Below are 23,768 nucleotides of genomic sequence, written 5' to 3' on the forward strand. Positions count from 1 at the left end.
AGATGAGCGAGGCTGAGCCACATACACGGGCATCCACGGCCGCGCCGGCGGTGGGTGTTGGCGTGGATGGCCGGGTCAAGCCCGGCCATGACGGACGGAGGGGGCGGATCGCCTTTCGCCTTCTCTCCGCAGCCGCGCTCACCTTTATCCTCGCCATCATCGGCTTCGTTGGCTGGGTCTATTCGCTCGGCCCGCTTCCGCTCGACGAAGCCCGCCAGGTCTCAACCACCATCGTCGATCGCAACGGCAAACTGCTGCGCGCCTATGCAATGGCGGATGGGCGCTGGCGGTTGCCGGTCGATACCAGGACCAATGTCGATCCGACCTACCTGAAACTGCTGTTCGCCTATGAGGACCAGCGCTTCTACGCCCATGGCGGCATCGATCCGTTGGCGCTGGGGCGCGCCGCGTTGCAGCTGGGAACGCGCGGCCACATCGTCTCGGGCGGCTCGACCATCACGATGCAGCTGGCCCGTCTGATGGAGCCGCGGCGGCAGCGCTCGCTTTACGCAAAATTGCGGCAGATCGTGCGTGCCATCGAGATCGAGCGCAGCATGAGCAAGGAGCAGATCCTCGATCTCTATCTGGCGCTGGCGCCCTATGGCGGCAATCTCGAAGGCATCCGCGCGGCGTCGATCTCCTACCTCGGCAAGGAGCCGAAGCGGCTGTCGCTGGCGGAGGCCGCGTTGCTGGTCGCGCTGCCGCAATCGCCGGAGACGCGCCGGCTGGATCGCTATCCGGAGGCAGCCCGCAAGGCGCGCGACCGCGTGCTCGACCGCATGGTCGAGGAGCACGTGGTCAGCGCCGACGACGCCAATCAGGCCAAGGCGATGCCGGTGCCGAAACTGCGCAGGCCGATGCCGATCCTGGCGCCGCATGCCTCCGACGCCGCGCAGTCGACGGTCAAGGACGCGCCGATCATCAAGCTGACGCTCGATGCGACCTTGCAGAAGGTGCTGGAGCCGCTGGCGCGCGACCGCGCAATTGCGCTGGGTCCGAACATCTCGGTCGGCATCGTCGTGGTCGACAATGAGAGCGGCGACGTGCTCGCGCGTGTCGGCTCGGCCGATTATTTCGACGAGAGCCGGGCAGGGCAGGTCGACATGACCCGCGCCATCCGCTCGCCCGGCTCGACGCTCAAGCCCTTCATCTACGGGCTCGCCTTCGAGGACGGCTTTGTCCATCCCGACAGCTTGATCGACGACCGCCCGGTCCGCTTCGGCTCCTATGCGCCGGAAAATTTCGACATGACTTTCCAGGGCACCGTGCCGGTGAGGAAGGCTCTGCAACTGTCGCTGAACGTGCCGGCCATCGTGCTGCTCGACCGCGTCGGCTCGAGCCGGCTGACCTCGCGGCTGCGGCAGGCCGGCGGCAACCTCGTCCTGCCCAAGGACGAAGCGCCCGGCCTCGCCATGGGGCTCGGCGGCGTCGGCGTGACGCTCCAGGACCTCGCCCAGCTCTATGCCGGCTTTGCCCGCCTCGGGACCACCAAGCCGCTGCGCGAGATCGTGACGGCCAGGGACGATCGGGAGCCGCTGCGGCTGCTGGATCAGGTCGCAGCCTGGCAGGTCGGCAACGTCCTGCTCGGCACGCCCCCGCCGGAGAACGCCGCCCACAACCGCATCGCCTTCAAGACCGGCACCTCCTACGGCTATCGCGACGCCTGGTCGGTCGGCTTCGACGGTCGCATGACCATCGGCGTCTGGGTTGGCCGTCCGGACGGAGCGCCGGTTCCCGGCCTGATCGGACGCGTCGCCGCCGCGCCCATCCTGTTCGATGCCTTCGCCCGCAGCGGCAAGACGCTGGCCGCCTTGCCGAAGCCGCCCAAGGGAACCCTGGTCGCAAGCAACGCGAAGCTGCCGCTGCCCTTGAAGCGGTTCCGTCCGGTCGGCGAACTGGTGCGAAGCGGGGGCGAGCAGCCGCTGCATATCCAATTTCCGCTGAACGGCTCGCGGATCGACGTCGATCGATCGGGTGGCCGGGAGAGCGCGGCTATGCCGGTCAAGGTCGCCGGCGGCGTGCTGCCCATGACCGTCATGGTTAACGGCACCGCGCTCGGCGAGATCGACGGCCGCCGTCATCGGTTGATCGATCCGCCCGGCCCGGGCTTTGCACGGCTCACCGTGATCGACGCCACGGGCGCCGCGGACACAGTCGTCATTCGAATTCAATGACCCTGCCTTAAGCGGTTGTGGCCATGGCGGTTTCAGCGTAAGCGGAACCAATGGCCGAGACCTACCCCAGCCCCCGTTTTGGTGCCCCCCGCGAGTCGAAATCGCCCACAAATCCGGGCAGCGGGCTCGTGCGCATGCTCGACATCGTCACGGCCAGCCACCCGCGCGCGGTCGGCTTCCTGGTGCTGTGTGCGCTGCTGCTGTTCCTGCCGGGCTTCTTCACCATCCCGCCGATCGACCGCGACGAGGCACGGTTTGCCCAGGCCACCAAGCAGATGGTCGAGAGCGGCGATTATGTCGACATCCGCTTTCAGGAGGACGTCCGCTACAAGAAGCCGGTCGGCATCTACTGGTTGCAATCGGCGACCGTCGAAGCCGCCTCGATGCTCAAGCTGCCGAAGGCCGAATTGCGCATCTGGGTCTACCGGCTGCCGTCACTGATGGGCGCGATCGGCGCCGTGCTGATGACCTATTGGGCCGCGCTCGGCTTCGTCACGCGGCGTGCCGCGGTGCTGGCTGCGCTGATGATGTGCGCCTCGGTGCTGCTCGGCGTCGAGGCGCGCCTGGCCAAGACCGACGCCGTGCTGCTGCTCTGCGTGGTTGCCGCGATGGGCGCGATGGCGCGGGCCTATCTGTCCTGGCAGCGCGCCGAGGACGAGACGCATCCGCCCTGGAGCTGGCCCGCGATCTTCTGGACCGCGCTTGCTGCGGGCATCCTGATCAAGGGGCCGCTGATCCTGATGTTCGCAGGCCTGACCATCGTCGCGCTCGCGATCCAAGACCGCGACGCCTCCTGGCTGTGGAAGCTGCGGCCTGTCTGGGGCCTGATGTGGATGCTGGTGCTGGTGCTGCCCTGGTTCGTCGCGATCTTCTGGCGCGCGGGCGAGACCTTCTTCACCACCTCCGTCGGCGGCGACATGCTGAGCAAGCTTGGCGCCCAGGAATCGCACGGCGCACCGCCCGGACTTTACCTGGCGCTGTTCTGGATCACGTTCTGGCCGGGTGCGCCGCTGGCGGCGATGGCGGCGCCTGCGGTGTGGCGGGCCCGCCGCGAGCCCGGCGCGCAGTTCCTGCTGGCCTGGCTGATCCCGTCCTGGATCGTGTTCGAGGCGGTGCTGACCAAGCTGCCGCATTACGTGCTGCCGCTGTATCCCGCGATCGCGATCCTCACCGCCGGCGCGGTGGAGCGGCGCGTGCTGTCGCGCTCCTGGCTGATGCGCGGCTCGGCCTGGTGGTTCGCGATCCCCGCAGCCGCCTCCATCATCGCGGTGGTCGGCTCGGTGATACTGACGCGGCAGCCCGCTTTCGTAGCCTGGCCGTTCATCGCGGCCGCGCTGATCTTCGGTCTGTTCGCCTGGTGGCTGTTCGATACCAACCGCGCCGAGCGCTCGTTTCTCAACGCCCTGGTCGCAGGCCTGATGCTCGCCGTGACGATTTACGGCATCGTGCTGCCGTCGCTGACCCCGCTGTTTCCCAGCATCGAGATCGCGCGCGCGCTTCGCAACGTCACCTGCGTCGGACCGAAGGCGGCTGCGGCCGGTTATCACGAGCCGAGCCTCGTCTTCCTGGCGGGCACCCGGACCTTGCTCACGGACGGCTCCGGTGCGGCGGACTTCCTGCGGCAGGGCAGCTGCCGCTTCGCGCTGATCGAGCAGCGCTCGGAGCGCAGCTTCGTGCAGCGCGCCGAGGCGATCGGGTTGCGCTACAAGGTCGGCGCGCGCATCGACGGCTATAATTTCTCGCAAGGGCGCGCGATCTCGATCTCGATCTTCCGCTCCGAAGGTACCGAATAGGATGCGGGCTCTGACCGACGTTGCAGCGCATGCCGGCTATCCTGCGCAATTGCTAGCGGTGTCCTGGCGCGCGCTGGCGCAGCTTGTGCGGTCGCCCTCGCACTCGCGCCGCGCCGAGGCCGCCCGGAAGCTGGCGCGGCATTCGCTGTGGCTTGCCGCGGCGGGTGCAGCGCTCGTCATCGTGCTGATGGTCGCGTTCGATCAGACCGAGATCCTGCTGATGCCGCCGCGCGGCACGCCGAGCCTGTGGCCGATCCGCATCCTCACCGATTTCGGCAAGGACGAGTATATCCTCTCGGTGCTGGGGGCTGCGCTGGTGGTGCTGGCGCTCGTCGCGGCCGGGCTGCGTGGGAGCCGCCGCGCGCTGCTGCTCGGCTTCGGCACGCGGCTGCAATTCCTGTTTCTGTCGGTTGCCGTGTCAGCCTTCGTCGCCGAGATCCTGAAATATGTCATCGGTCGCGGACGTCCGTTCGTCGGGGGCAAGGCCAATCCGTTCAACTTCGTCCCGTTCGAGGGGACAGGGGCTTATGCCAGCCTGCCGTCAGGCCACGCCGTGGCCGCGTTCGCCCTGGCGTTTGCCGTCTCGGCACTGTGGCCGCGTCTGCGCGTCTTCATGTTCACTTACGCAATCGTGATCGTGCTGACGCGCCTGGTGTTGCTGGCGCACCATCCGAGCGACGTGGTCGCCGGCGCTCTGGTCGGAACGGTGGGCGCCATGGCCGTTCATTACTGGTTCGCGGCCCGAAAGCTCGGATTTGCCATCCGCGCCGACGGCACCATCGTGCCGCTTTCAGGGACGTTTTCCGACCGCCTCAAAAGGGTTGCCCACCGGGCATCCGCCCCATAAAAGCGGCTGCCTGCCGGGACCGCCGGTTCCCCTGGGCAGGTCAATTCCAACCACGAGCCTCGATTTGTCGACGTCCCAGCCTTCGGTGTCCATCGTTGTTCCCGTGCGCAACGAAGCCGACAACATCGCGCCGCTGATCGCGGAGATCGGCGCGGCACTCGATGGCCGCTGGCCCTATGAGATCATCTACGTCAACGACGGCTCGACCGACGCCACCGGCGAGCGGCTTGGCGCCATCATGAAGCAGCAGAGCAATCTGCGTCAGCTTCGCCATGCAAGATCGGGCGGCCAGTCGGCGGCCGTGCGCAGCGGCGTGCGCGCGGCGCGCGGAGAGATCGTGGCGACACTCGATGGCGACGGCCAGAACAATCCGGCCTTCCTGCCCGACCTGATCGCGGCGGTCGAGAAGGGAGCAGGGCGCGTCGGGCTCGCGGCCGGCCAGCGGATCGGGCGCAAGGACACCGGCTTCAAGAAATTCCAGTCGCGCGTCGCCAACGGCATTCGCAACGCCATCCTGAAGGACGGCACGCGCGACACCGGCTGCGGGCTGAAGGCGTTCCGGCGTGACGTTTTCCTGATGCTGCCTTATTTCGACGGGCTGCATCGCTTCCTTCCCGCCCTGGTCCGCCGCGAAGGCTACGACATCGCCTATGTGGACGTGATCGACCGGCCGCGCCATTCGGGCGTGTCCAACTATGGTTTCTTCGACCGGCTGTGGATCGGCATCATGGATCTCGCCGGCGTTTGGTGGCTGATCCGCCGCAAGAAGCCGACGCCAGAAGTGACCGAGGTGGACGCATGATCATTCAATACGGTCAGGCGCTGAGCAATTATCTCTATGACGTCTTCGTCGCCAAGTTCGACTTCTGGCTGGCATTCGGCCTGGTCGCGCAGCTGTTCTTCACGGCGCGCTTCCTGGTGCAGTGGATCGCGAGCGAGCGCGCCGGCAACAGCGTGGTGCCGATGGCGTTCTGGTTCTGCTCGATGGGCGGCGGGCTGATGACGCTGGTCTATGGCGTCGTCAAGCGCGAGCCCGTCATCATCCTCGGACAGTCGCTCGCGACCATCATCTATATCAGAAACATCATGCTGATCTGGAAGAACCGCGGCACCGCCTCGAAGACGCTGGACCGCTGATCCAGCGTTCGGCTCCGCTTGTTGAAGCCTGGCACGTTGCTAGGCGAGATGCCCAATCCTGATGCTCACATGGCCGCTTTGAGGGCAGCGAAGCCGCGGTCGAGATCGGCCTTGAGGTCGTCGGTGCTCTCGAGCCCGATGTGGAGACGCAGCGTCGGGCCGCCGGGCTCCCATTTGGTCGCGGTGCGATAGGCATCGCAATCGAAGGGAATTGCAAGGCTCTCGAACCCGCCCCAGGAAAAGCCCATGCCGAACAGCTTCAGCGTATTGAGCATGGTGTCGACCGCCTGCTGCGGCGCCGGCTTCAGCACGATGCTGAACAGGCCCGAGGCGCCGGTGAAGTCGCGCTTCCAGATCGCATGACCGGGATCGGTCTCCAGCCCGGGATGCAGCACGCGCGCAACCTCAGGCCTTGCCGCCAGCCAGCGCGCCATCTCGAGCCCGGAGCGATGATGTTGCGCAAGCCGCACCGACAGCGTGCGGAGGCCGCGCAGCGCCAGGAAGACGTCGTCGGGGCCGGCACAGACGCCGAGCAAGCGGATGCCTTCGGCAATCATCGGCCAGGCCTTGGCGTTGGCCGAGATGGTGCCGAACATGATGTCGGAATGGCCGCCGATATATTTCGTCGCGGCCTGCATGCTGATGTCGACGCCCTGGTCCAGCGAGCGGTGATAGAGCGGCGTCGCCCAGGTGTTGTCGTCGATGACGAGCGCGCCGCGCCCATGTGCGACTTCGGCGATGGCGCGGATGTCGGGCATCTCGAACGATTGCGAGCCCGGCGCCTCCACCAGAACGGCCCGGGTGTTGGGCTTGAACAGCTTGTCGATGCCCGCGCCGATCATCGGATCGAAATAGGTGGTCTCGACGCCGTAGCGCGTGAGCATGCCGTTGCAGAAATTGCGCGAGGGCCGATAGATGTTGTCGACCACCAGGATGTGGTCGCCGGCTTTGAGCACCGAGAGCAGGGTGGTGGAAATCGCCGACAGCCCCGACGGCACGATACCGACGCCGGCGCATTGCGGACCCTCCAGCGCCATCAGCGTCTCCTGGAACGCCTTGGTCGTCGGGGAACCGTGACGGCCGTAGGTGAACTCGCCGCGATGGGCGTGCAGGTCCTCTGCGGTCGGATAGAGCACGGTCGAGCCGTGGAAGACCGGCGGATTGACGAACCCCTTCTGCGCCTTGGTGTCGCGGCCGGAGGTGACCAGCCGGGTCTCGGCGTGCAGCTCTTGGGGGGACGAAGAATCCATGGGCCTGCTTTCAAAACCGCGTTTCCACCGGACGCATTGCGCCCCTGGGCCGGCCGAAAGGCCGCGGTCGTTAATAACAGAACACAGAAGAGTCCCGTCAACCCCTTGACCCGGAACGCCAGTCGTTCTGTGATGCGCAGGTGCTATTCAGTCGCCGCATGTTGAGGGGCCTGCCGCGACCTTCGATCCATTGCCTGACCGGACGTCGCGTCACAGCCAAGAGATGGCGGGCGCCGGCGGCGGGGATGAAGGTATGGGCTCCCGAGATCGGCGAGTGTTCGGCAAGGTTTTCCAGCATGACTCTTGCAAGGCCGGATTCTTGAAGGACCTGGTTTGGCAGAGACGATCCTAAGACAACATTCCTGACCTTGAGACGACCTTGAAAGGCCCAAAGCCCATGAAACGCGTAACCCTGGCTCTCTCCCTTGCTCTCGCCGCCGGCCTCACCGCCCAAGCCGCCGATGCGCAAACGCTCAAGACCGTCAAGGATCGGGGCATGGTGTCCTGCGGCGTCAGCCAGGGCCTGCCGGGCTTCTCCTCGCCCGACGACAAGGGCAACTGGACCGGCATCGACGTCGACGTCTGCCGCGCCATTGCCGGCGCCATCTTCAACGATCCGACCAAGGTCAAGTTCGTGCCGCTGTCGGCCAAGGACCGCTTCACGGCGCTGCAATCCGGCGAGGTCGACGTGCTCTCGCGCAACACCACCTGGACCATCTCGCGCGACACCTCGCTCGGCGCCAATTTCACCGGCGTGACCTATTACGACGGGCAGGGCTTCATGGTGAAGAAGTCGCTCAAGGTGAATTCGGCGCTCGAGCTCAACAGTGCATCGGTCTGCGTGCAGACCGGCACCACCACTGAGCAGAATCTCGCCGACTACTTCAAGGCCAACAACATGAAGTACGAGGTGATCGCGTTCGCCACCAACGACGAGACCGTCAAGGCCTATGAGGCCGGCCGCTGCGACGTCTTCACCACCGACCAGTCGGGCCTGTACGCCAACCGCCTCAAGCTCGCCAGCCCCAACGACCACATGGTGCTGCCCGAGATCATCTCGAAGGAGCCGCTCGGCCCGATGGTGCGGCACGGCGACGACCAGTGGTTCGACATCGTGAAATGGACGCTGTTCGCGATGCTCACCGCCGAAGAGCTCGGCGTGACCTCGAAGAACATCGACGAGAAGGCGAAGCTGGAAAATCCCGAGCTGAAGCGCGTGCTCGGCAGCGACGGCAATTTCGGCGAACAGCTCGGCCTGACCAAGGATTGGGTGGTGCGGATCGTCAAGACCGTCGGCAATTACGGTGAGGTGTTCGATCGCACCGTCGGCGCCGGTTCGCCGCTCGGCATCAATCGCGGTGTCAACAATCTCTGGAACAAGGGCGGTCTTCAGTACGCGCCGCCGATCCGCTGATCAGCCCTGATCGGCCGGCAGCGGCATGAGCACCGAGGCTCGAAAACCGCCGCCCCAGATCGCGCTGAAGATACGGCGCATTCTGGGCGGCAAGGCAGGCTGGAACGGCGTTGCCGTCCAGTTTGCCTTCGCGGCGATCCTGGGCTGGATCGGCTACGAGATCGTCTCCAATGCGCGGGCCAATCTCGAGAACCAGCATATCGCCGCCGGCTTCGGCTTCCTCAGGAACAATGCCGGCTTCGACGTCAATCAGACCCTGATCTCCTATACCGGCTCGGACACGTTCCTGCGCGTGTTCGTGGTCGGGCTGTTGAACACGCTCGTGGTCTCCGTGGTGGGCATCGTCTTCGCCACGGTGATCGGCTTCATCGTCGCGCTGTGCCGGCTGTCGCCCAATTGGCTGCTGTCGCGGGTCGGCGAGATCTATGTCGAGGTCATCCGCAACCTGCCACTGCTGTTCCAGATCCTGTTCTGGTATCTGGCGGTGCTCGCGGCCTTGCCCAATCCGCGGCAGAGCATTTCCCTGTTCGGCATTGCCTTCATCAGCAATCGGGGCCTCGTCATTCCCAGCCCGATCGGTCAGAGCGGTCTCGCGCCGTTCCTCGCGGTGCTGGCGCTCGGCATCGTCGCCTCACTGGCGCTGCGCGTCTACGCAAGGCGAGCGCTGTTTCAGCGCGGGCAGGTGATCCGCATCTGGCCTTCCGTGCTGGCCCTGCTGTTCGGGCTTCCGCTGGCCACGATGCTGGTCTTCGGTCTGCCTTTCACCTTCGAGCTGCCGCAGCTGAGGGGGTTCAACTTCGCCGGCGGCTCACGCATCATCCCGGAATTCGTGGCGCTGACGGTGGCGCTGGCGACCTATACCGCCGCCTTCATCGCCGAGATCGTGCGCGCTGGCATCCTGTCCGTTCACAAGGGGCAGATGGAGGCGGGATCTTCGCTCGGCCTCAGCCGCGGCGCCACGCTCCGCCTCATCGTCGTGCCGCAGGCCATGCGCGTCATCGTGCCGCCGCTAACCAACCAGTACCTCAATCTCACCAAGAACTCGTCGCTGGCGGTCGCGATCGGCTATCCTGACCTGGTGTCGGTGTTTGCCGGCACGTCGCTGAGCCAGACCGGGCAGGCGATCGAGATCATCGCCATGACGATGGGCGTCTATCTCCTGATCTCGCTCCTGACCAGCGCGATCATGAGCGTCTACGGTTGGCGTGTCAGCCGGAGCCTCGGCGCATGAGCGATGTCATCTCGTCCAGCTTCGTCCGCCAGGACCTGCTCGCCGAGCGTCCGGCGCCGGTGAAGACCACGGGCTTCATCGGCCTGATGCGCACGCGCCTGTTCAACTCGCCGACCAACATCCTGCTGACGATCGTCGGCGCCTTGCTGCTCTGGTTCACCATCGTTCCCTCCGTCAAGTTCCTGTTGGTCGATGCGGTCTGGAGCGGTAAGGACCGCACCGCGTGCCTCGCCGAGAACGCCGGCTTTGCGGTCGGCGCCTGCTGGCCCTACATCCAGGCGAAGCTCCCGCAACTGATCTACGGCTTCTATCCCGAGGCCGAGCGTTGGCGGGTGAACTTGACGCTGTTGCTTGCAGTCGTCCTGCTGTTGCCGCTGCTCATTCCGCGGCTGCCGGCCAAGAGCCTGAATGCCGGCCTGTTCTTCGTCGCTTTTCCGGTGGTGGCGTTCTTCCTGCTGCACGGCGGCGGCATCAAGGGCTTCGGGCTGAGCTGGACGGCCGGCCTACTGCAATTGTTCGACGAGAGCATCGTCGGTGCCGGACAAGCGCTGATCACATCGGGCAGGACCTCTGCGGTCGGTCCGCTGCTGTGGGCGCTCGGGAGCCTCATCGTGCTGCTCGGTACGCTGATCCATTGGCTGATCTTTCCGCTCACCTGGCTGCGCGATTATCTCCAGGGCACCGGCCAGCCGGTTTGGGCGGATTTCGCCGTCACGGCCGCGATCGTCTGCCTGATCGCCTTCGCTCTCGGCGGTGGTGTTCGCACCGGCGGGCGGGCTCTGGCGTCGAGCATCGCTACCTTCATTGGCATCGCCATCGTCATCAGGCTGATGGACCTCGACCACGGCGGATTGCCGATCGTGACGACGAATCTGTGGGGCGGTCTCCTGGTGACGCTGGTGGTGTCCGTCACCGGCATCGTCACCTCGCTGCCGATCGGCATCGCGCTCGCGCTCGGCCGCCGCTCGACCATTCCCTTGATCCGGATCTTCTCGATCGCCTTCATCGAGTTCTGGCGCGGCGTGCCGCTGATCACCGTGCTGTTCTTCGCAACCTACATGCTGCCGCTGTTCCTTCCCGGCAATTTCACCGTCGACGGCTTGGTGCGTGCGCTGATCGGCATCGCGCTGTTCACCGGCGCCTATCAGGCCGAGAACGTCCGCGGCGGGCTGGCGGCGATCCCGCGCGGGCAGAGCGAGGCGGCCGCCGCCCTCGGGCTGTCCTGGTGGAAGACGACCTCGCTGATCGTGCTGCCGCAGGGGCTGCGGCACGTCATTCCGAACCTCGTCAACAGCTTCATCTCGCTGTTCAAGGACACCTCGCTGGTCTCGATCGTGGCGCTGTTCGATCTGCTCGGCTCGCTGCGCGCCTCGTTCGCGGATCCGAAATGGTCGACGCCGTCGACGGCGTTCACCGGCTTCGCCTTCGCTGGGATCATCTACTTCCTGTTCTGCTTTGGCATGTCGCGCTATTCCTTGTTCGTCGAGCACCGCCTCAACGCCCACCGCCGCAACTGATCGAGGCCACCATGTCCGAGCCCATCGTCAAGATTTCCGGCCTGAACAAATGGTACGGCGAATTCCACGTCCTGCGTGACGTCGATCTCGCGGTGCAGAAGGGCGAACGCATCGTGATCTGCGGCCCCTCGGGCTCGGGCAAGTCCACGCTGATCCGCTGCATCAATGCGCTGGAGGAATTCCAGGAAGGCGAGATCGTCGTCGACGGCATCGAGCTCGGACCGAACCTCAAGCACGTCGACGCGGTCCGCCGTGAAGTCGGCATGGTGTTCCAAAGCTTCAACCTGTTCCCGCATCTGACCGTGCTCGACAATTGCACGCTGGCGCCGATCTGGGTCCGCAACATCCCCAAGAAGGACGCCGAGGTGACGGCGATGAAGTTCCTCGAGCGCGTCAAGATCCCGCACCAGGCCAACAAGTTTCCGGGTCAGATGTCCGGCGGCCAGCAGCAGCGTGTCGCGATCGCGCGAGCCCTGACCATGAACCCGAAGGTGATGCTGTTCGACGAGCCGACCTCGGCGCTCGACCCCGAGATGGTCAAGGAGGTGCTCGACACCATGGTCGACCTCGCCGAGGAAGGCATGACCATGCTGGTCGTCACTCACGAGATGGGCTTTGCCCGCGAGGTCGCCAACCGCGTCGTGTTCATGGACGCCGGGCAGATCATCGAGGCCAACACTCCGAACGAGTTCTTCGCCGCCCCGCAGCACGCCCGCACCAAGCTGTTCCTGAGCCAGATTCTGCGCTGAGTCCGGCGACCCGTGGCCTCGCCGGTCTGACCGCAAGCCTGGCACCATCCGAATCGGCTTGCCTCTTTTCGGACCATCTCCGGAGAGAGACCTTGCAGAGCAGTGCTGGCGTGCGCGCATACCAGAATGCGCGACTGGAAAAGAAGCTGAAGAAGCAGGCGGACGCCGTCATGGCCTTCGCGATCGAGGCACTCGGGCAGGGCAGGCCTGATGAGGCCGAGATGCTCTGCCGCGAGATCTTGAAGGAGGTGCCGGATCATTTTCATGCCACGCACCTGCTCGGCCTGCGCGCGTTCGACGGCGGGCGGCTCGATGAGGCGGAATTCCTGCTCGAGCGTGCAATTGCACTCGAGCCGCGTTCGCCCGATGCGCACGGCAATCTCGGGGCGGTCTATTTCGCGCTGGAGAAATTCGCTGGCGCCCGCGCCTGCCAGGAGAAGGCCATCGCGCTCAAGCCGAATTGTCCGATCACCCTGACCAATCTCGGCAATACGTTGCTGCACATCGGCCTCGGCAACGAGGCGATCGGGCTGCACGAGCGGGCGATCAGGCTGAAGCCGGATTATGCCGATGCGTTTTGCAACCGCGGCATGGCGGAATTGATGACGGGCCAGTTCGAGCGCGCCAAAGCGAGCTTCGACCGTGCCCTGACATTTCAGCCATCTCACGCCGAGGCGATCGCGGGCAGGGGGATGGTCAGCCTCGAGCTTCGGCACTTCGCGGAAGCGGGCGCCGCCTTCGACGCCGCGCTCGCGATCAAGCCGGGTTCGCCGCGGATTCTGCTGCAGCGTGGACGGCTCAACCTAAGTTTGTCCCGGCTGGTGCAGGCGGCCGCGGACCTCGACGCGGCGCTGGCGCAATCGCCACGGCTCGAGCTCGCGCTGTGCTGGCGGGCGCAGATCGACATTCTCGCGGGCAACACGGCGCGGGCGATGGCAGGCGTCAAGACGCTGCTCAAGGTCAATCCGCAATCCGAGATGGGGTTGGCGCTTTTGGCGGCGTGCCTTGTGAACCAGGGAGACATCGCGACCGCGCTCGCGCACCTCGACGCCGCGCTCGAGATCGCGCCGGATTTTCCGGAGGCGATCGGATACAAGATCTTCGTGCTGGACTACCTGCCGGAGGCCGATTTCGCCGCCCAGCAGGCCGCGCGGAAATACTGGTGGGACGCGATCGGCGCGAAGCTGCAGCAAAGGACGCTGGCGCCGCGGCCACTCGATCCTGACCGGCGGATCGTGATCGGATACGTCGCATCCGAATTCAGGAACCACTCGGCGGCATACTCTCTGTTGCCGGTGCTGCGCAATCATGATCACGCCCAGTTCAAGGTCGTCTGCTATTCCTGCTGGCCGGTGCAGGACGAGATGACGGAGAGCTTCAAGCCTCTCGCGGATGTCTTCGTCGATGCCGCACAATTGTCCGATGACGAGCTGGCCGACCGCATCCAGGCCGATGGCATCGATATTCTGATCGATGTCTCCGGGCACACGACCGGCAGCAGGCTTCATGTCTTTGCCCGCAAGCCGGCGCCGATCCAGGTCACAGGCTTCGGGCACGCCACGGGGACAGGCCTTCAAACCATGGACTACGTGCTCGCGGACCCGATCTTCATCCCGCAATCGGCGCGCCATCTCCTGGCCGAGAAGGTGCACGACCTGCCGTGCCTGATCACGATCGATCCGATCCTGGACATTCCGCCTTCAGAGCCACCCATGCTCCGCAACGGCTACGTCACTTTCGGGGTGTTCAACCGCATCTTCAAGATTTCGGACGAAGCCATCCGGGTGTGGTCGAACGTCATGCATGCGGTGAGGGGATCGAAGATCATCGTCAAGAACGGGCTGCTTGACGATCCATTGCTGCGCGATCGACTGATCGCGCGGTTCGCGGCACAGGGCATCGCCGAAGAGAACGTGGTCTGCATGGGCTCGACCTCGCGTCCCGAGCATCTGCGGGCCTTCGCGATCGTCGACATTTCCCTCGACACCTTCCCGCAGAACGGCGGCATCAGCACCTGGGAGTCCCTCTATGCCGGCGTTCCCGTGGTCGCCAAGCTCGGCCGCGGCGCTTCGTCGCGCGCCGGCGGCTCCATCGTTGCCGCCGTCGGCCTGGAGGACTGGCTCGCCGAGGATGACGCGGGCTATGCCGCGATCGCGTGCAAACACGCGGCGCAGCCGGCCTACCTGGCAAAGCTGCGGGCGGATCTGCCGGCTCGGATCGCAGCCTCGCCGGCCGGCGACGTCGAGTTTTACACGCGCGAGGTCGAAGCGGCCTATCGCCGGTTCTGGCGCGATTATTGCGCCGCCGCCTCGGAGCTGGCCTAGGAAGATGTTGCGCCGGGCCCCGGGAAATCCCGGAGGCGGAGCGCCTCCGGTGACCGGCCGACCAGGCTCGCGAATCAGTTAGACTCTGCTGAGGGCATCCTCCGGAGAGACACCTTGCAGAAGAGCGGCGGCGGCGCGCGCGCGTTCCAGAATGCGCGATTGCAGAAGAAATTGACGAAGCAGGCCGACGCCGTCATTGCCGCAGCGGCGAACGCCTATGGCCAGGGCCGATACGCCGAGACAGAGGCGCTGTGCCGCGAGATCCTGAAAGCCCTTCCGGATCATGTCGACGCCATTCACCTGCTCGGCATGTGCGCCCATGACGGCCGGCGCCTCGAGGAGGCGAGAGAGCTGCTGGAGCGCGTGATCGCGCTCGATCCGCGCCTGCACGATGCCCATAACAATCTCGCGACCGTGCATTTCGACCTCGGCAATTACGAAGAGGCGCGGCGCTGCCAGGAGAGGGCGATCGCGCTGAAGCCGAGTTTCGCCGTCGCATTGACCAATCTCGGCAACACGCTGATGCATATGGGGCTGTACGAACAGGCGCTCGAGATGCACGAGCGCGCCATCAAGATTAAACCGGATTGTGCCGATGCGCTCTGCAATCGCGGCATGGTCGAGATCGTGCTTGGGCAGATCATGCGTGCCAAGGCGAGCTTCGATCGCGCCCTGCTGTTTCAGCCGCGTCACGCCGAGGCCATCGTCGGCAGCGGCATGGTCAGCATGGAGCTGCGGCACCACGAGGAGGCCGCAGCCAAGTTCGCTCAGGCCCTCGCAATCAAGCCAGGCGCGCCACGAATTCTGGCCCAGCGCGGACGGCTCAGTTACGAGCTGCAGCACCTGCAGGAGGCGCTGGCGGATTTCGATGCGGCGCTTGCGATTTCGCCCAAGCTCGAGCTGGCCCTTCGGGGCAAGGCGCAGGTCTGCCTCGTCATGGGAAGGACCGCGCAGGCGATGGCGGCCGCAACGACCTTGATCGAGCGAAATCCTCGCTCGGAGATGGGGTTGGCGCTTCTGGGCTTCGCTTATTCGAACCAGGGAGATATGGAATCCGCGATTGAATATCTCGATCGCGCGCTGGCGCTCCGACCGGACTATGGAGACGCGATCAGAGGCAAGATCTTCTTGCTGGACTACCTTGCGGAGGCGGATTTCGCGGTCCAGCAGGCGGTGCGAAAGTCCTGGTGGGATGCAATCGGCTCGAGGATTCCGCAAAGGACGCTGCCGAAGCGGCCGCTGGATCCGGACAAGCAGATTGTGGTCGGATATGTCGCGGCCGAATTCCGACAACACTCGGCGGGACTCACCTTGCTGCCCGTGTTGCGCCATCATGATCACGCCAAGTTCAAGATCGTCTGCTATTACGCCTGGCCGGGGGCGGACGAGTACACCGCCAAGTTCAAGGCGCTGGCGGATGTCTGGGTCGACGCTTGGCAGATGTCGGACGACGAGCTCGCCGATCGTATTCAGGCCGACAATGTCGACATTCTGATCGACGTTTCCGGCCACACGACCGGCAACAGGCTGCAATGCTTCGCGCGGAAGCCGGCTCCGATCCAGGCCACCGGCTTCGGACACGCGACGGGTACGGGCATGCCGACCATGGATTACGTGCTCGCCGATCCCATTTTCATTCCGCCATCGGCCCGGCATCTGTTTCCCGAGAAGATCCACGATCTGCCGTGCCTGATCACGATGGAGCCGGTCACCAATCTAAAGCCCTCCGAGCTGCCGATGCTCCGCAACGGCTACGTCACCTTTGGTGTGTTCAACCGCATCTACAAGATCTCGGATGATGCGATCCGCGTGTGGTCGCGCATCATGCGGGAAGTGCCGGGATCGAAGATCATCCTCAAGCATGGTTTGCTCGACGATGCCCTGCTGCGCGATAGCCTGGTCGCACGCTTCATCGCACAGGGTATTGCGGAGGAGGACATCACTTGCCTCGGCACCACCTCGCGTGACGACCATCTGATGGCCTTCGACAAGATCGATATTTCCCTCGACACGTTCCCGCAGAACGGCGGCATCAGCACCTGGGAATCCCTCTACAAGGGCGTTCCGGTCGTGGCCAAGCTCGGCATTGGAGCCTCCTCGCGTGCTGGCGCCTCCATCGTGGCGGCCGTCGGCCTCGGCGACTGGGTCGCGGAGGATGACGACGGTTATGTCGAGATCGCCCGCAAGTTCGCCTCGCAGCCCGAATATCTGGCAAAGTTGCGCGCGGGCTTACCGGCCCAGATCGCAGCCTCGCCCGCCGGCAATGTCGAGATCTACACGCGTGAGCTCGAGGCGGGCTACCGAAAGTTCTGGCGCGACTATTGTGCCGCTGCCGCCGAGCACGGCGACGCTGCGGTCAGCGGGGCGGACGCACCTGGCGGCTCCTGAGCCGCATCCTGCAGGCGACCCCCGGGATATCCCGGACGGATTTCTGGTCCGGCAGCCCGGCCGGGTCGGTGCGCGAATCAGTTAGACTCGGCCTTGGGCCATCTTCCGGAGAGACACCTTGCAGAGCAGCGTCGGCGCGCGCGCATTCCAGAATGCGCGATTGCAGAAGAAATTGAAGAAGCAGGCCGACGCCGTCATCTCCGCCGCGGCGAGCGCCTATGGTCAAGGCAGATATGCGGAGAGCGAGGCGCTCTGCCGCCAGATCTTGCAAGCCGTTCCGGATCATTTCGACGCGACGCACGTGCTCGGCCTCAGCGTGCAGCAGGGCGGGCGCCTCGACGAAGCGCAACAGCTGCTCGAGCGCGCGATTGCGATCGATCCGCGTTCGCACGAGGCTCAGAGCAATCTCGCGGCCGTCTACTTCGTGCTTCAGAAACTGGAAGCGGCGCGCGCCTGTCAGGAGAAAGCGATCGCGCTGAAGCCGAGTTTTACCCCGGCCCTGGCCGGCCTCGGCAACATCCTGCTCCAGATGAACCTGCCCGAACAGGCCATCGAGGTCTACGAGCGCGCCATCAAGCTGAAGCCCGACTACGCCGACGCGCTTTGCAATCGTGGCGTGGCGGAGCTGGCGCTGTTCCGGTTCGACCGCGCCAGGGAGAGCTTTGATCGCGCGCTGTTGTTTCAGCCGCGCCACGTCGAAGCGCTGATCGGCAAGGGCGTGGTCAGCATCGAGCTCAAGCGCTACGATGAGGCGGAGGCTGCACTCGCAGCGGCGTTCGCGATCAAGCCCGATTCAGCGAAGATCCTGGCGCAGCGCGGACGCCTCAATTCGTCCCTGTCGCGGCTGGAACAGGCGGCAGCGGACTTCGATGCGGCACTTGCGCTTTCACCCCGGTTCGAGATGGCCTTGCGGGGCAAGGCGGAGGTCTCGCTCAGCCTGGGAAACACCGCACAGGCGATCCTGGCCTGCACGACCTTGCTCGAGCAGAATCCACATTCCACGATCGCATTGGCGTTGCTGAGCTCCTGTTTTGCAAATCAGGGAGAAATCGCGTCCGCAATCGAACATCTCGACGCCGCGTTGGCGATCTCGCCGGATCCAGACTTGATGGCGCGGAAGATCTACTATCTGGACTTTCTCCCCGACGCCGATTTCACTATCCAGCAGGCGACGCGACGGTCCTGGGGCGAAGCGATCGGTGCCCGCGTGCCGCAGAGGAAGCTCGCCCCCCGGCAGCTCGATCCCGACAGGCGGATCGTGATCGGCTATGTTTCCGCCGAATTCTGGTATCATTCGGCGGCGTTCGGCTTGCTGCCGGTGCTGCGCCATCACGATCATGCCAGCTTCGAGGTCGTCTGCTATTCGTGTTCGCCGACTCAAGATGCGATCACAGCCGAATTCAAGTCGGCGGCAGACGGCTGGGTCGATGCCTGGCAGATGTTCGACGACGAACTGGCCGATCGTATCGAGGCCGACAAGGTCGATATCCTGATCGACGTGTCCGGGCACTCGTCGGGCAACAGGCTTCAGATCTTCGCCCGCAAGCCGGCTCCCATACAGGTCACGGGCTTCGGGCACGCGACCGGTACCGGCCTTCGGACGATGGACTACGTGCTCGCGGACCCTGTCTTCATTCCGCAATCGGCGCGGCATCTGCTGGCCGAAAAGGTCTATGACCTGCCGTGCCTGATCACGATCGATCCTATCCTGGATGTGCCGCCTTCGGAGCTTCCCATGCTTCGCAACGGCTACGTCACCTTCGGCGTGTTCAACCGCGTCAACAAGATCTCGGACGAGGCCATTCGCGTGTGGTCGAACGTGATGCGGGAGGTGGCCGGATCGAAGATCATCATCAAGCATACGCTGCTCGACGATCCCCTGGTGCGCGACGGCCTTCTCGCGCGCTTTGTCGCCCACGGGATTGCCGAGGAGAGGATCACCTGCCTCGGCTCGTCCGAGCGCGCCGATCATCTGCGAGCCTTCGCGCTGGTCGATATTTCGCTCGATCCGTTTCCGCAGAACGGCGGCGTCAGCACCTGGGAATCCCTCTATGCGGGCGTTCCGGTCGTCGCCAAGCTCGGCCACGGCGCATCCTCGCGCGCCGGCGGCTCCATCGTGGCCGCCGTCGGTCTTGACGACTGGGTGGCCGAGGACGACGAGGGCTACGCCGCGATCGCGTGCAAATTCGCTGCCCAGCCCGCGCATCTGGCAAGGCTGCGCGCGGAATTGCCGGCCCGGATCGCGGCTTCGGCCGCGGGTAATGTCGAAACCTACACGCGCAGGGTCGAGGAGGGCTACCGCAAGTTCTGGCGCGACTATTGTGCCGCGGCCTCGGAAAGCGGGGAGGTCGCTTAAGCCGGCCGAACCGCGCAGATTTTGTGGATCTGCGCCTTCGGCCCGATGATGCGTGTGACGATCAGACGAAGGGCGGCTTGATGTTGCTGCGCTTCTCCAGCCATTCCGGCACCGGCAGGTTCTTGGCGCGCATGAAGTCGGCGTTGAACAGCTTGGACAGATAGCGGCTGCCGGAATCGCACAGCACGGTGACGATCGTCTTGCCGGGCCCGAGCTGCTTCGCAAGCCGCATCGCGCCGACGACATTGATGCCCGTCGAGCCGCCGAGGCACAGACCTTCGTGCTGGAGCAGCTCGTAGATCGCACTGACGGCGTCGGTGTCGGGAATGAGATAGGCATCGTCGACCTTGGCAGTTTCGACGATCGCTGTGGCGCGGTTGAGGCCGATGCCCTCCGTGATCGAGCCGCCCGGCGTCGCCTTGGGATCGCCGGTCCTGAAATATTCGTACATGCCGGCGCCATGCGGATCGGCGCAGGCGATGCGGATGTTCTTGTTCTTCTCCTTCAAATAGCGGCTGACGCCGGCCAGCGTGCCGCCGCTGCCGACCGAGCAGACGAAGCCGTCGACCTTGCCGCCGGTCTGCTCCCAGATCTCAGGCCCCGTGGATTCGTAATGTGCCTTGGCGTTGTCCAGGTTGTTCCATTGGTCGGCGAACAGCACGCCATTGGGCTCGGTCTTGCGCAGCTCGTCGGCGAGCCGCCGGCCAACATGCTGGTAGTTGTTGGGGTTGGCGTAGGGAAGGGCCGGCACCTCGATCAGCTCGGCACCGCAAAGCTTCAGGAAATCCTTCTTCTCCTGGCTCTGCGTCTCCGGGATCACGATCAGGGTGCGGTAGCCGCGCGCGCTCGCAACCACGGCAAGGCCGATGCCGGTATTGCCGGCGGTCGCTTCCACCACCAGCCCGCCGGGCTTCAGCTCGCCGCGCTTCTCGGCCTCCAGGATCATCCATTTCCCGGCGCGGTCCTTCACCGACTGACCGGGATTCATGAACTCGGCCTTGCCCAGGATGGTGCAGCCGGTCAATTCCGAAGCCTGCTTGAGCTTGATCAGGGGGGTGTTGCCGATGGCTTCGACAACGTCGTTGCGAATGGTCATGTCGGGGAAAATCACTACCAAGGGGTTGATCGGCTTTGGCCCGAACCTAGTGCTTGGGAGGCCAAAGGGGAAGGCTTTTGCGCTGCGGCGAACCCGACCGAAACGCCCGCGGAAACAGTGATATGCCTGCAGTAGGAAATGGCCCAACCCCGGCCCGTGCACGAAACGATTGCGCTCCCGATCAACGTTGTTGCGACCAATTCTTGCCACGGGCGAAACGGGTCGCGACAGGGCGCGTGTCCTGTTCGCGGGGGATGCGGTTGTCCCTCGGTGGTAAGAACCTCAGCCGCCGAACCCTGCAGCAACGGGTGTGGCCGCGATATCACATGAAATCTTGGTAAGCTTGCTTACGTTTCCCAATGTTTCGCAATGAAGAAAGTCTCTGCAAGACAGGCGCTTTTCGCATTCTTGTCAGTTCGCTCCCGCCTCGTTGGCACGCGCATCTCGCAATTGCGGCACTGTCCCGCCGTTCCGCGCCCGGCTAGTATGAAGCTCAGGTTCCGCAGAAAGCATCATCACTGTGAGCGCGTCGTCCAAAGCCTCCCGACCATCCCGCCGCGAATCGGTTAATCCGGCAGCGTTGCGGCGGCTTGATCTGCTCGGCGGGGGGTGGATGTGACACAGCAAGTTCCAGTGATCGCCTCGCGGCGGTCTCTCGGTTCTGCATTCGGAACGCTGCGCGCGGCGCGATGGATTGCGGTGCTGTGCCTCGCCGCCGGCTCGGGGGCCTGCGTGCTGACCCAGGATCTTCCCGATCCCGCGCTCGACGTTCCCACGCATTACAAATATGCCGGTAAAGGCGACGCGCCGCCGTCGCTGGATTGGTGGCGCGGCTTCCGCTCTGCGGAGCTCGCGCAGCTGATGGAGGAGGCGCAGACCGTCAATCTCGACATCGCCGCGGCCGTGGCGCGCATCGTCCAGGCCGACGCCCAGGCGCGGCAGGCCGGCGCGGCGCTGCTGCCGAGTGTCTCGACAGGCGGATCCGAAACCTATTCGCGCACATCGGGCTCGAGCGCTTCGGGACTGTCCATCGGCGGACGCGAGGTCGTCAATTATTCGGCCTCGCTGAGCGCGAGCTATCAGCTCGATTTCTGGGGCCAGAACCGCGACGCGCTGCAATCGGCAGAGGAGACGGCGAACGCCAACCGTTTCGATCGAGACACGGTCGCGCTGACCACGCTCGCCGCCGTCGCCAACGCCTATTTCCAGGTGCTGGCCTCGCAGGACCGCATCAGGACCTCACAGCGCAACATCGCGAGCGCGCAGCGCATCCTCGACGCGGTGAGGGAGCGCCGCAGGGCCGGCACCGGCACCGATCTCGACGTCGCCCAGCAGGAGAGCGTGCTGGCGAACCAGAAGGCGCTGGTGCCGCCGTTGCGCCAGACGCTGGACCAGAACGTCAACGCGCTCGCCGTGCTGGTGTCGCGGCCGCCGGAGAGCGTGCGCGTGCACGGCGGCTCTCTAGACCGGATCGCGATCCCGCGCGTGACGCCCGGCCTGCCGTCGGAGTTGCTGACGCAGCGGCCGGACATCCGCCGACAGGAGGCGCAGCTCGCCTCGGCCACCGCCAACATCGGCAATGCCCGCGCACAGTTCTTTCCGACCATCCAGCTCACCGGCAATGGCGGCTACCAGAGCTCGGCGCTGGTCTCGCTGTTCCAGCCGCATGCGGCCTTCTTCCAGCTCGTCGGCAGCGCGACACAGCCGATCTTCGACGGCGGCAGGATCCTCGGCAATTTCGAGTTGGCCAAGGCGCGGCAGGACGAGCTGCTGCAAACCTATCGCAAGACCATCGTCCAGGCCTTTGCCGACGTCGACAACGCCCTGTTCTCGATCAAGCAGACCACGATCAGGCTGCAATTGCAGCGCGACGTCGTCGCCGCCTCGCGTCGCGCCTTCGATCTTTCCGAGCAGCAATTGCGTGCCGGCACCGCCGACATCGTCACAGTGCTCAACACCCAACTGACCCTGTTCCAGGCGGAAGACGCGTTGTGGCAGGCCCAACTCGCACGGCTTCTGGCCATCGTCAGCCTGTACCAGGCGCTCGGCGGCGGCTGGGAGCCGCGAATGGAGAAACCGGTCAATGCTCTTTAAGCCGGACACCAAGCAAGGCGCGCGAGAGGGGACAGCGAAGCGATCGCGCGGCCGCAGCTTCGTCATGACCCTGATCACGCTCGCGATCCTTGGCGGCCTTGGTTACGTCGGCTGGATTGCAATGCAGCAGCAGCAGGCAAACAACCGCAATCAGCGCCCCGATCTACCGGTGCCGGTGCTGGCGGCGAGCCCGCGCATCCAGGACGTGCCGGTTTATCTCGACGGCGTCGGCGCGATCCGCGCGCTCAACACCGTAACCGTGCGCTCGCAGGTCGACGGCAAGCTGATCGCGGTCAACTTCACGGAAGGCCAGGACGTCAAGAAGGGCGACGTGCTCGGCGAGATCGATCCGGCGATCTATCAGGCGCAGTACGACCAGGCGGTTGCCAAGAAGGCGCAGGATCAGGCCCAGCTCGCCAACCAACGCATCGACCTCGCGCGCTACGAGCAGCTCGCTGCCTCCAACGCCGGCTCCAAGCAGCAGGCCGACACCCAGCGTGCGCTGGTCGCGCAGACCGAGGCGCTCGTCAAAGCCGACCAGGCTGCGATCGACAACGCGGCGGCGACGCTGAGCTACACCAAGATCGTGGCGCCGATCTCGGGCCGCGTTGGCCTGCGCCTGGTCGACCAGGGCAACATCATCCATGCCTCCGACACCACGGGCCTCGTGGTGATCACGCAATTGCAGCCGATCGCGGTGTGGTTCAGCCTGCCGCAACAGCAGATCATGCGCGTCAACGCGGCGGCGGCGAAGGGGCCGCTCGCGGTCGACGTGTTCGGCAATGACGGCGTCACGGTGATCGATACTGGCAAGCTCACCGGCATCGACAACCAGGTCGACCAGACCACCGGCACGCTCAAGCTCAAGGCCGAATTCCCCAATGCCAATTACCAGCTCTGGCCGGGCCAGTTCGTCAATGTCCGCCTCAAGGTCGAGACCTTGACGCAGGCGCTGGTGGTGCCGACCTCGGCGGTGCAGCGCGGCCCGATCGGCACTTTCAGCTACGTCATCGGCGCGGACAACATCGTCTCGGCCAAGCCCGTGACGGTGACCCAGCAGAACGAGCATGACGCCGTGATCGCGAGCGGCCTGTCGGCGAGCGAGAGGGTGGTCACCACGGGCTTCGCAAATCTGTCCGACGGCTCCAAGGTGATCGTCGGCCGCGATGACCAGACTCCGTCGGCCGATCTTGCCCCACGCAAGCGCTCGCGCGCACCGGACGCCCAGAAGAAGGATGGTGCTAACGAAGGCCAGAAGGACGGGCAGAAGGACGGCCAAGCCAAGGACGGCGAGTTGCGCGCCAAGCGCAAGAGCAGTGAAGGCGACCAGAAGGGGCAGACGGGACCGGCGCCGGGGCCGGGGGCATCGGAAAGTGGAGCCAAGCAGCCATGATCCCG

General features: G+C 65.1%; 16 protein-coding genes. 14 read left to right on the forward strand and 2 right to left on the reverse strand.

What is annotated here, in order from left to right:
* Nucleotides 1-2 precede the first annotated feature (2 nt).
* From pbpC to GA0061099_RS17695, 5 genes are all read left to right on the forward strand, one after another.
* Complete coding sequence (pbpC, locus tag GA0061099_RS17675) at nucleotides 3-2,174, forward strand: penicillin-binding protein 1C (protein WP_225149648.1); 2,172 nt, start codon at nucleotides 3-5, stop codon at nucleotides 2,172-2,174.
* Between the two features lie 50 nt (nucleotides 2,175-2,224).
* The gene (locus GA0061099_RS17680; protein ID WP_036027969.1) at nucleotides 2,225-3,967 is read left to right on the forward strand and encodes an ArnT family glycosyltransferase; all 1,743 of its coding nucleotides are present in this window, start codon (nucleotides 2,225-2,227) and stop codon (nucleotides 3,965-3,967) included.
* A 1-nt stretch (nucleotide 3,968) separates the two neighbouring features.
* Nucleotides 3,969-4,814, forward strand: coding sequence for a phosphatase PAP2 family protein (locus GA0061099_RS17685; protein WP_036027970.1), 846 nt, complete (start codon nucleotides 3,969-3,971; stop codon nucleotides 4,812-4,814).
* 64 nt (nucleotides 4,815-4,878) lie between these two features.
* Nucleotides 4,879-5,616 carry a glycosyltransferase family 2 protein gene (locus GA0061099_RS17690; RefSeq protein WP_036027971.1) on the forward strand — a complete coding sequence of 246 codons (738 nt, stop codon included), beginning with the start codon at nucleotides 4,879-4,881 and terminating at the stop codon, nucleotides 5,614-5,616.
* Nucleotides 5,613-5,951, forward strand: a complete 339-nt coding sequence (locus GA0061099_RS17695; protein WP_025036223.1) for a lipid-A-disaccharide synthase N-terminal domain-containing protein — start codon at nucleotides 5,613-5,615, stop codon at nucleotides 5,949-5,951. The genes GA0061099_RS17690 and GA0061099_RS17695 overlap by 4 nt, the downstream gene beginning before the upstream one ends.
* A 65-nt stretch (nucleotides 5,952-6,016) precedes the next feature.
* On the opposite strand, the gene metC is transcribed toward GA0061099_RS17695, so the two are convergent.
* Entirely contained in the window at nucleotides 6,017-7,201 is a 1,185-nt protein-coding gene (gene metC / locus GA0061099_RS17700; RefSeq protein WP_036027972.1) for a cystathionine beta-lyase, read from the reverse strand.
* Between the two features lie 397 nt (nucleotides 7,202-7,598).
* On the opposite strand from metC, the gene GA0061099_RS17705 reads away from it, so the two are divergent.
* The 7 genes from GA0061099_RS17705 (at nucleotide 7,599) to GA0061099_RS17735 (ending at nucleotide 19,180) form a co-directional block, all read left to right on the forward strand.
* Nucleotides 7,599-8,615 carry an amino acid ABC transporter substrate-binding protein gene (locus GA0061099_RS17705; RefSeq protein ID WP_036027973.1) on the forward strand — a complete coding sequence of 339 codons (1,017 nt, stop codon included), beginning with the start codon at nucleotides 7,599-7,601 and terminating at the stop codon, nucleotides 8,613-8,615.
* A 25-nt stretch (nucleotides 8,616-8,640) separates the two neighbouring features.
* Entirely contained in the window at nucleotides 8,641-9,846 is a 1,206-nt protein-coding gene (locus tag GA0061099_RS17710; protein ID WP_036027974.1) for an amino acid ABC transporter permease, read from the forward strand.
* A complete protein-coding gene (locus tag GA0061099_RS17715) occupies nucleotides 9,843-11,363 on the forward strand; it encodes an amino acid ABC transporter permease (RefSeq protein ID WP_036027975.1) in 1,521 nt (506 codons plus the stop codon). The genes GA0061099_RS17710 and GA0061099_RS17715 overlap by 4 nt, the downstream gene beginning before the upstream one ends.
* A gap of 11 nt (nucleotides 11,364-11,374) precedes the next feature.
* Nucleotides 11,375-12,112: an amino acid ABC transporter ATP-binding protein gene (locus tag GA0061099_RS17720; RefSeq protein WP_035999552.1), complete on the forward strand. Its 738-nt coding sequence runs from the start codon at nucleotides 11,375-11,377 to the stop codon at nucleotides 12,110-12,112.
* Between the two features lie 92 nt (nucleotides 12,113-12,204).
* A complete protein-coding gene (locus GA0061099_RS17725) occupies nucleotides 12,205-14,436 on the forward strand; it encodes an O-linked N-acetylglucosamine transferase, SPINDLY family protein (protein ID WP_036027976.1) in 2,232 nt (743 codons plus the stop codon).
* 114 nt (nucleotides 14,437-14,550) lie between these two features.
* Complete coding sequence (locus GA0061099_RS17730) at nucleotides 14,551-16,824, forward strand: O-linked N-acetylglucosamine transferase, SPINDLY family protein (protein ID WP_036027977.1); 2,274 nt, start codon at nucleotides 14,551-14,553, stop codon at nucleotides 16,822-16,824.
* 118 nt (nucleotides 16,825-16,942) lie between these two features.
* Nucleotides 16,943-19,180, forward strand: coding sequence for an O-linked N-acetylglucosamine transferase family protein (locus tag GA0061099_RS17735; protein WP_036027978.1), 2,238 nt, complete (start codon nucleotides 16,943-16,945; stop codon nucleotides 19,178-19,180).
* A gap of 61 nt (nucleotides 19,181-19,241) precedes the next feature.
* Here GA0061099_RS17735 and GA0061099_RS17740 read toward each other — a convergent pair whose 3' ends face one another.
* Nucleotides 19,242-20,276 carry a cysteine synthase A gene (locus GA0061099_RS17740; RefSeq protein ID WP_035999544.1) on the reverse strand — a complete coding sequence of 345 codons (1,035 nt, stop codon included), beginning with the start codon at nucleotides 20,274-20,276 and terminating at the stop codon, nucleotides 19,242-19,244.
* A 609-nt stretch (nucleotides 20,277-20,885) separates the two neighbouring features.
* Here GA0061099_RS17740 and GA0061099_RS17745 point away from each other — a divergent pair.
* A complete protein-coding gene (locus tag GA0061099_RS17745) occupies nucleotides 20,886-22,370 on the forward strand; it encodes an efflux transporter outer membrane subunit (protein WP_085972321.1) in 1,485 nt (494 codons plus the stop codon).
* Nucleotides 22,360-23,763 (forward strand): efflux RND transporter periplasmic adaptor subunit, encoded by a 1,404-nt coding sequence (locus GA0061099_RS17750; RefSeq protein ID WP_036027979.1) that lies wholly within the window; start codon nucleotides 22,360-22,362, stop codon nucleotides 23,761-23,763. Before GA0061099_RS17745 ends, GA0061099_RS17750 begins: the two co-directional genes overlap by 11 nt.
* Nucleotides 23,764-23,768: the final 5 nt, after the last annotated feature.

Source organism: Bradyrhizobium yuanmingense (assembly GCF_900094575.1).
GTDB lineage: Bacteria > Pseudomonadota > Alphaproteobacteria > Rhizobiales > Xanthobacteraceae > Bradyrhizobium > Bradyrhizobium yuanmingense.

Excerpts from the sequence above, each read along its gene's own strand:
- pbpC (WP_225149648.1), top strand. The coding sequence starts at position 3 with ATGAGCGAGGCTGAGCCACATACACGGGCATCCACGGCCGCGCCGGCG.
- GA0061099_RS17680 (WP_036027969.1), top strand. The coding sequence starts at position 2,225 with ATGGCCGAGACCTACCCCAGCCCCCGTTTTGGTGCCCCCCGCGAGTCG.
- GA0061099_RS17685 (WP_036027970.1), top strand. The coding sequence starts at position 3,969 with ATGCGGGCTCTGACCGACGTTGCAGCGCATGCCGGCTATCCTGCGCAA.
- GA0061099_RS17695 (WP_025036223.1), top strand. The coding sequence starts at position 5,613 with ATGATCATTCAATACGGTCAGGCGCTGAGCAATTATCTCTATGACGTC.
- metC (WP_036027972.1), bottom strand. The coding sequence starts at position 7,201 with ATGGATTCTTCGTCCCCCCAAGAGCTGCACGCCGAGACCCGGCTGGTC.
- GA0061099_RS17705 (WP_036027973.1), top strand. The coding sequence starts at position 7,599 with ATGAAACGCGTAACCCTGGCTCTCTCCCTTGCTCTCGCCGCCGGCCTC.
- GA0061099_RS17710 (WP_036027974.1), top strand. The coding sequence starts at position 8,641 with ATGAGCACCGAGGCTCGAAAACCGCCGCCCCAGATCGCGCTGAAGATA.
- GA0061099_RS17715 (WP_036027975.1), top strand. The coding sequence starts at position 9,843 with ATGAGCGATGTCATCTCGTCCAGCTTCGTCCGCCAGGACCTGCTCGCC.
- GA0061099_RS17720 (WP_035999552.1), top strand. The coding sequence starts at position 11,375 with ATGTCCGAGCCCATCGTCAAGATTTCCGGCCTGAACAAATGGTACGGC.
- GA0061099_RS17740 (WP_035999544.1), bottom strand. The coding sequence starts at position 20,276 with ATGACCATTCGCAACGACGTTGTCGAAGCCATCGGCAACACCCCCCTG.
- GA0061099_RS17750 (WP_036027979.1), top strand. The coding sequence starts at position 22,360 with ATGCTCTTTAAGCCGGACACCAAGCAAGGCGCGCGAGAGGGGACAGCG.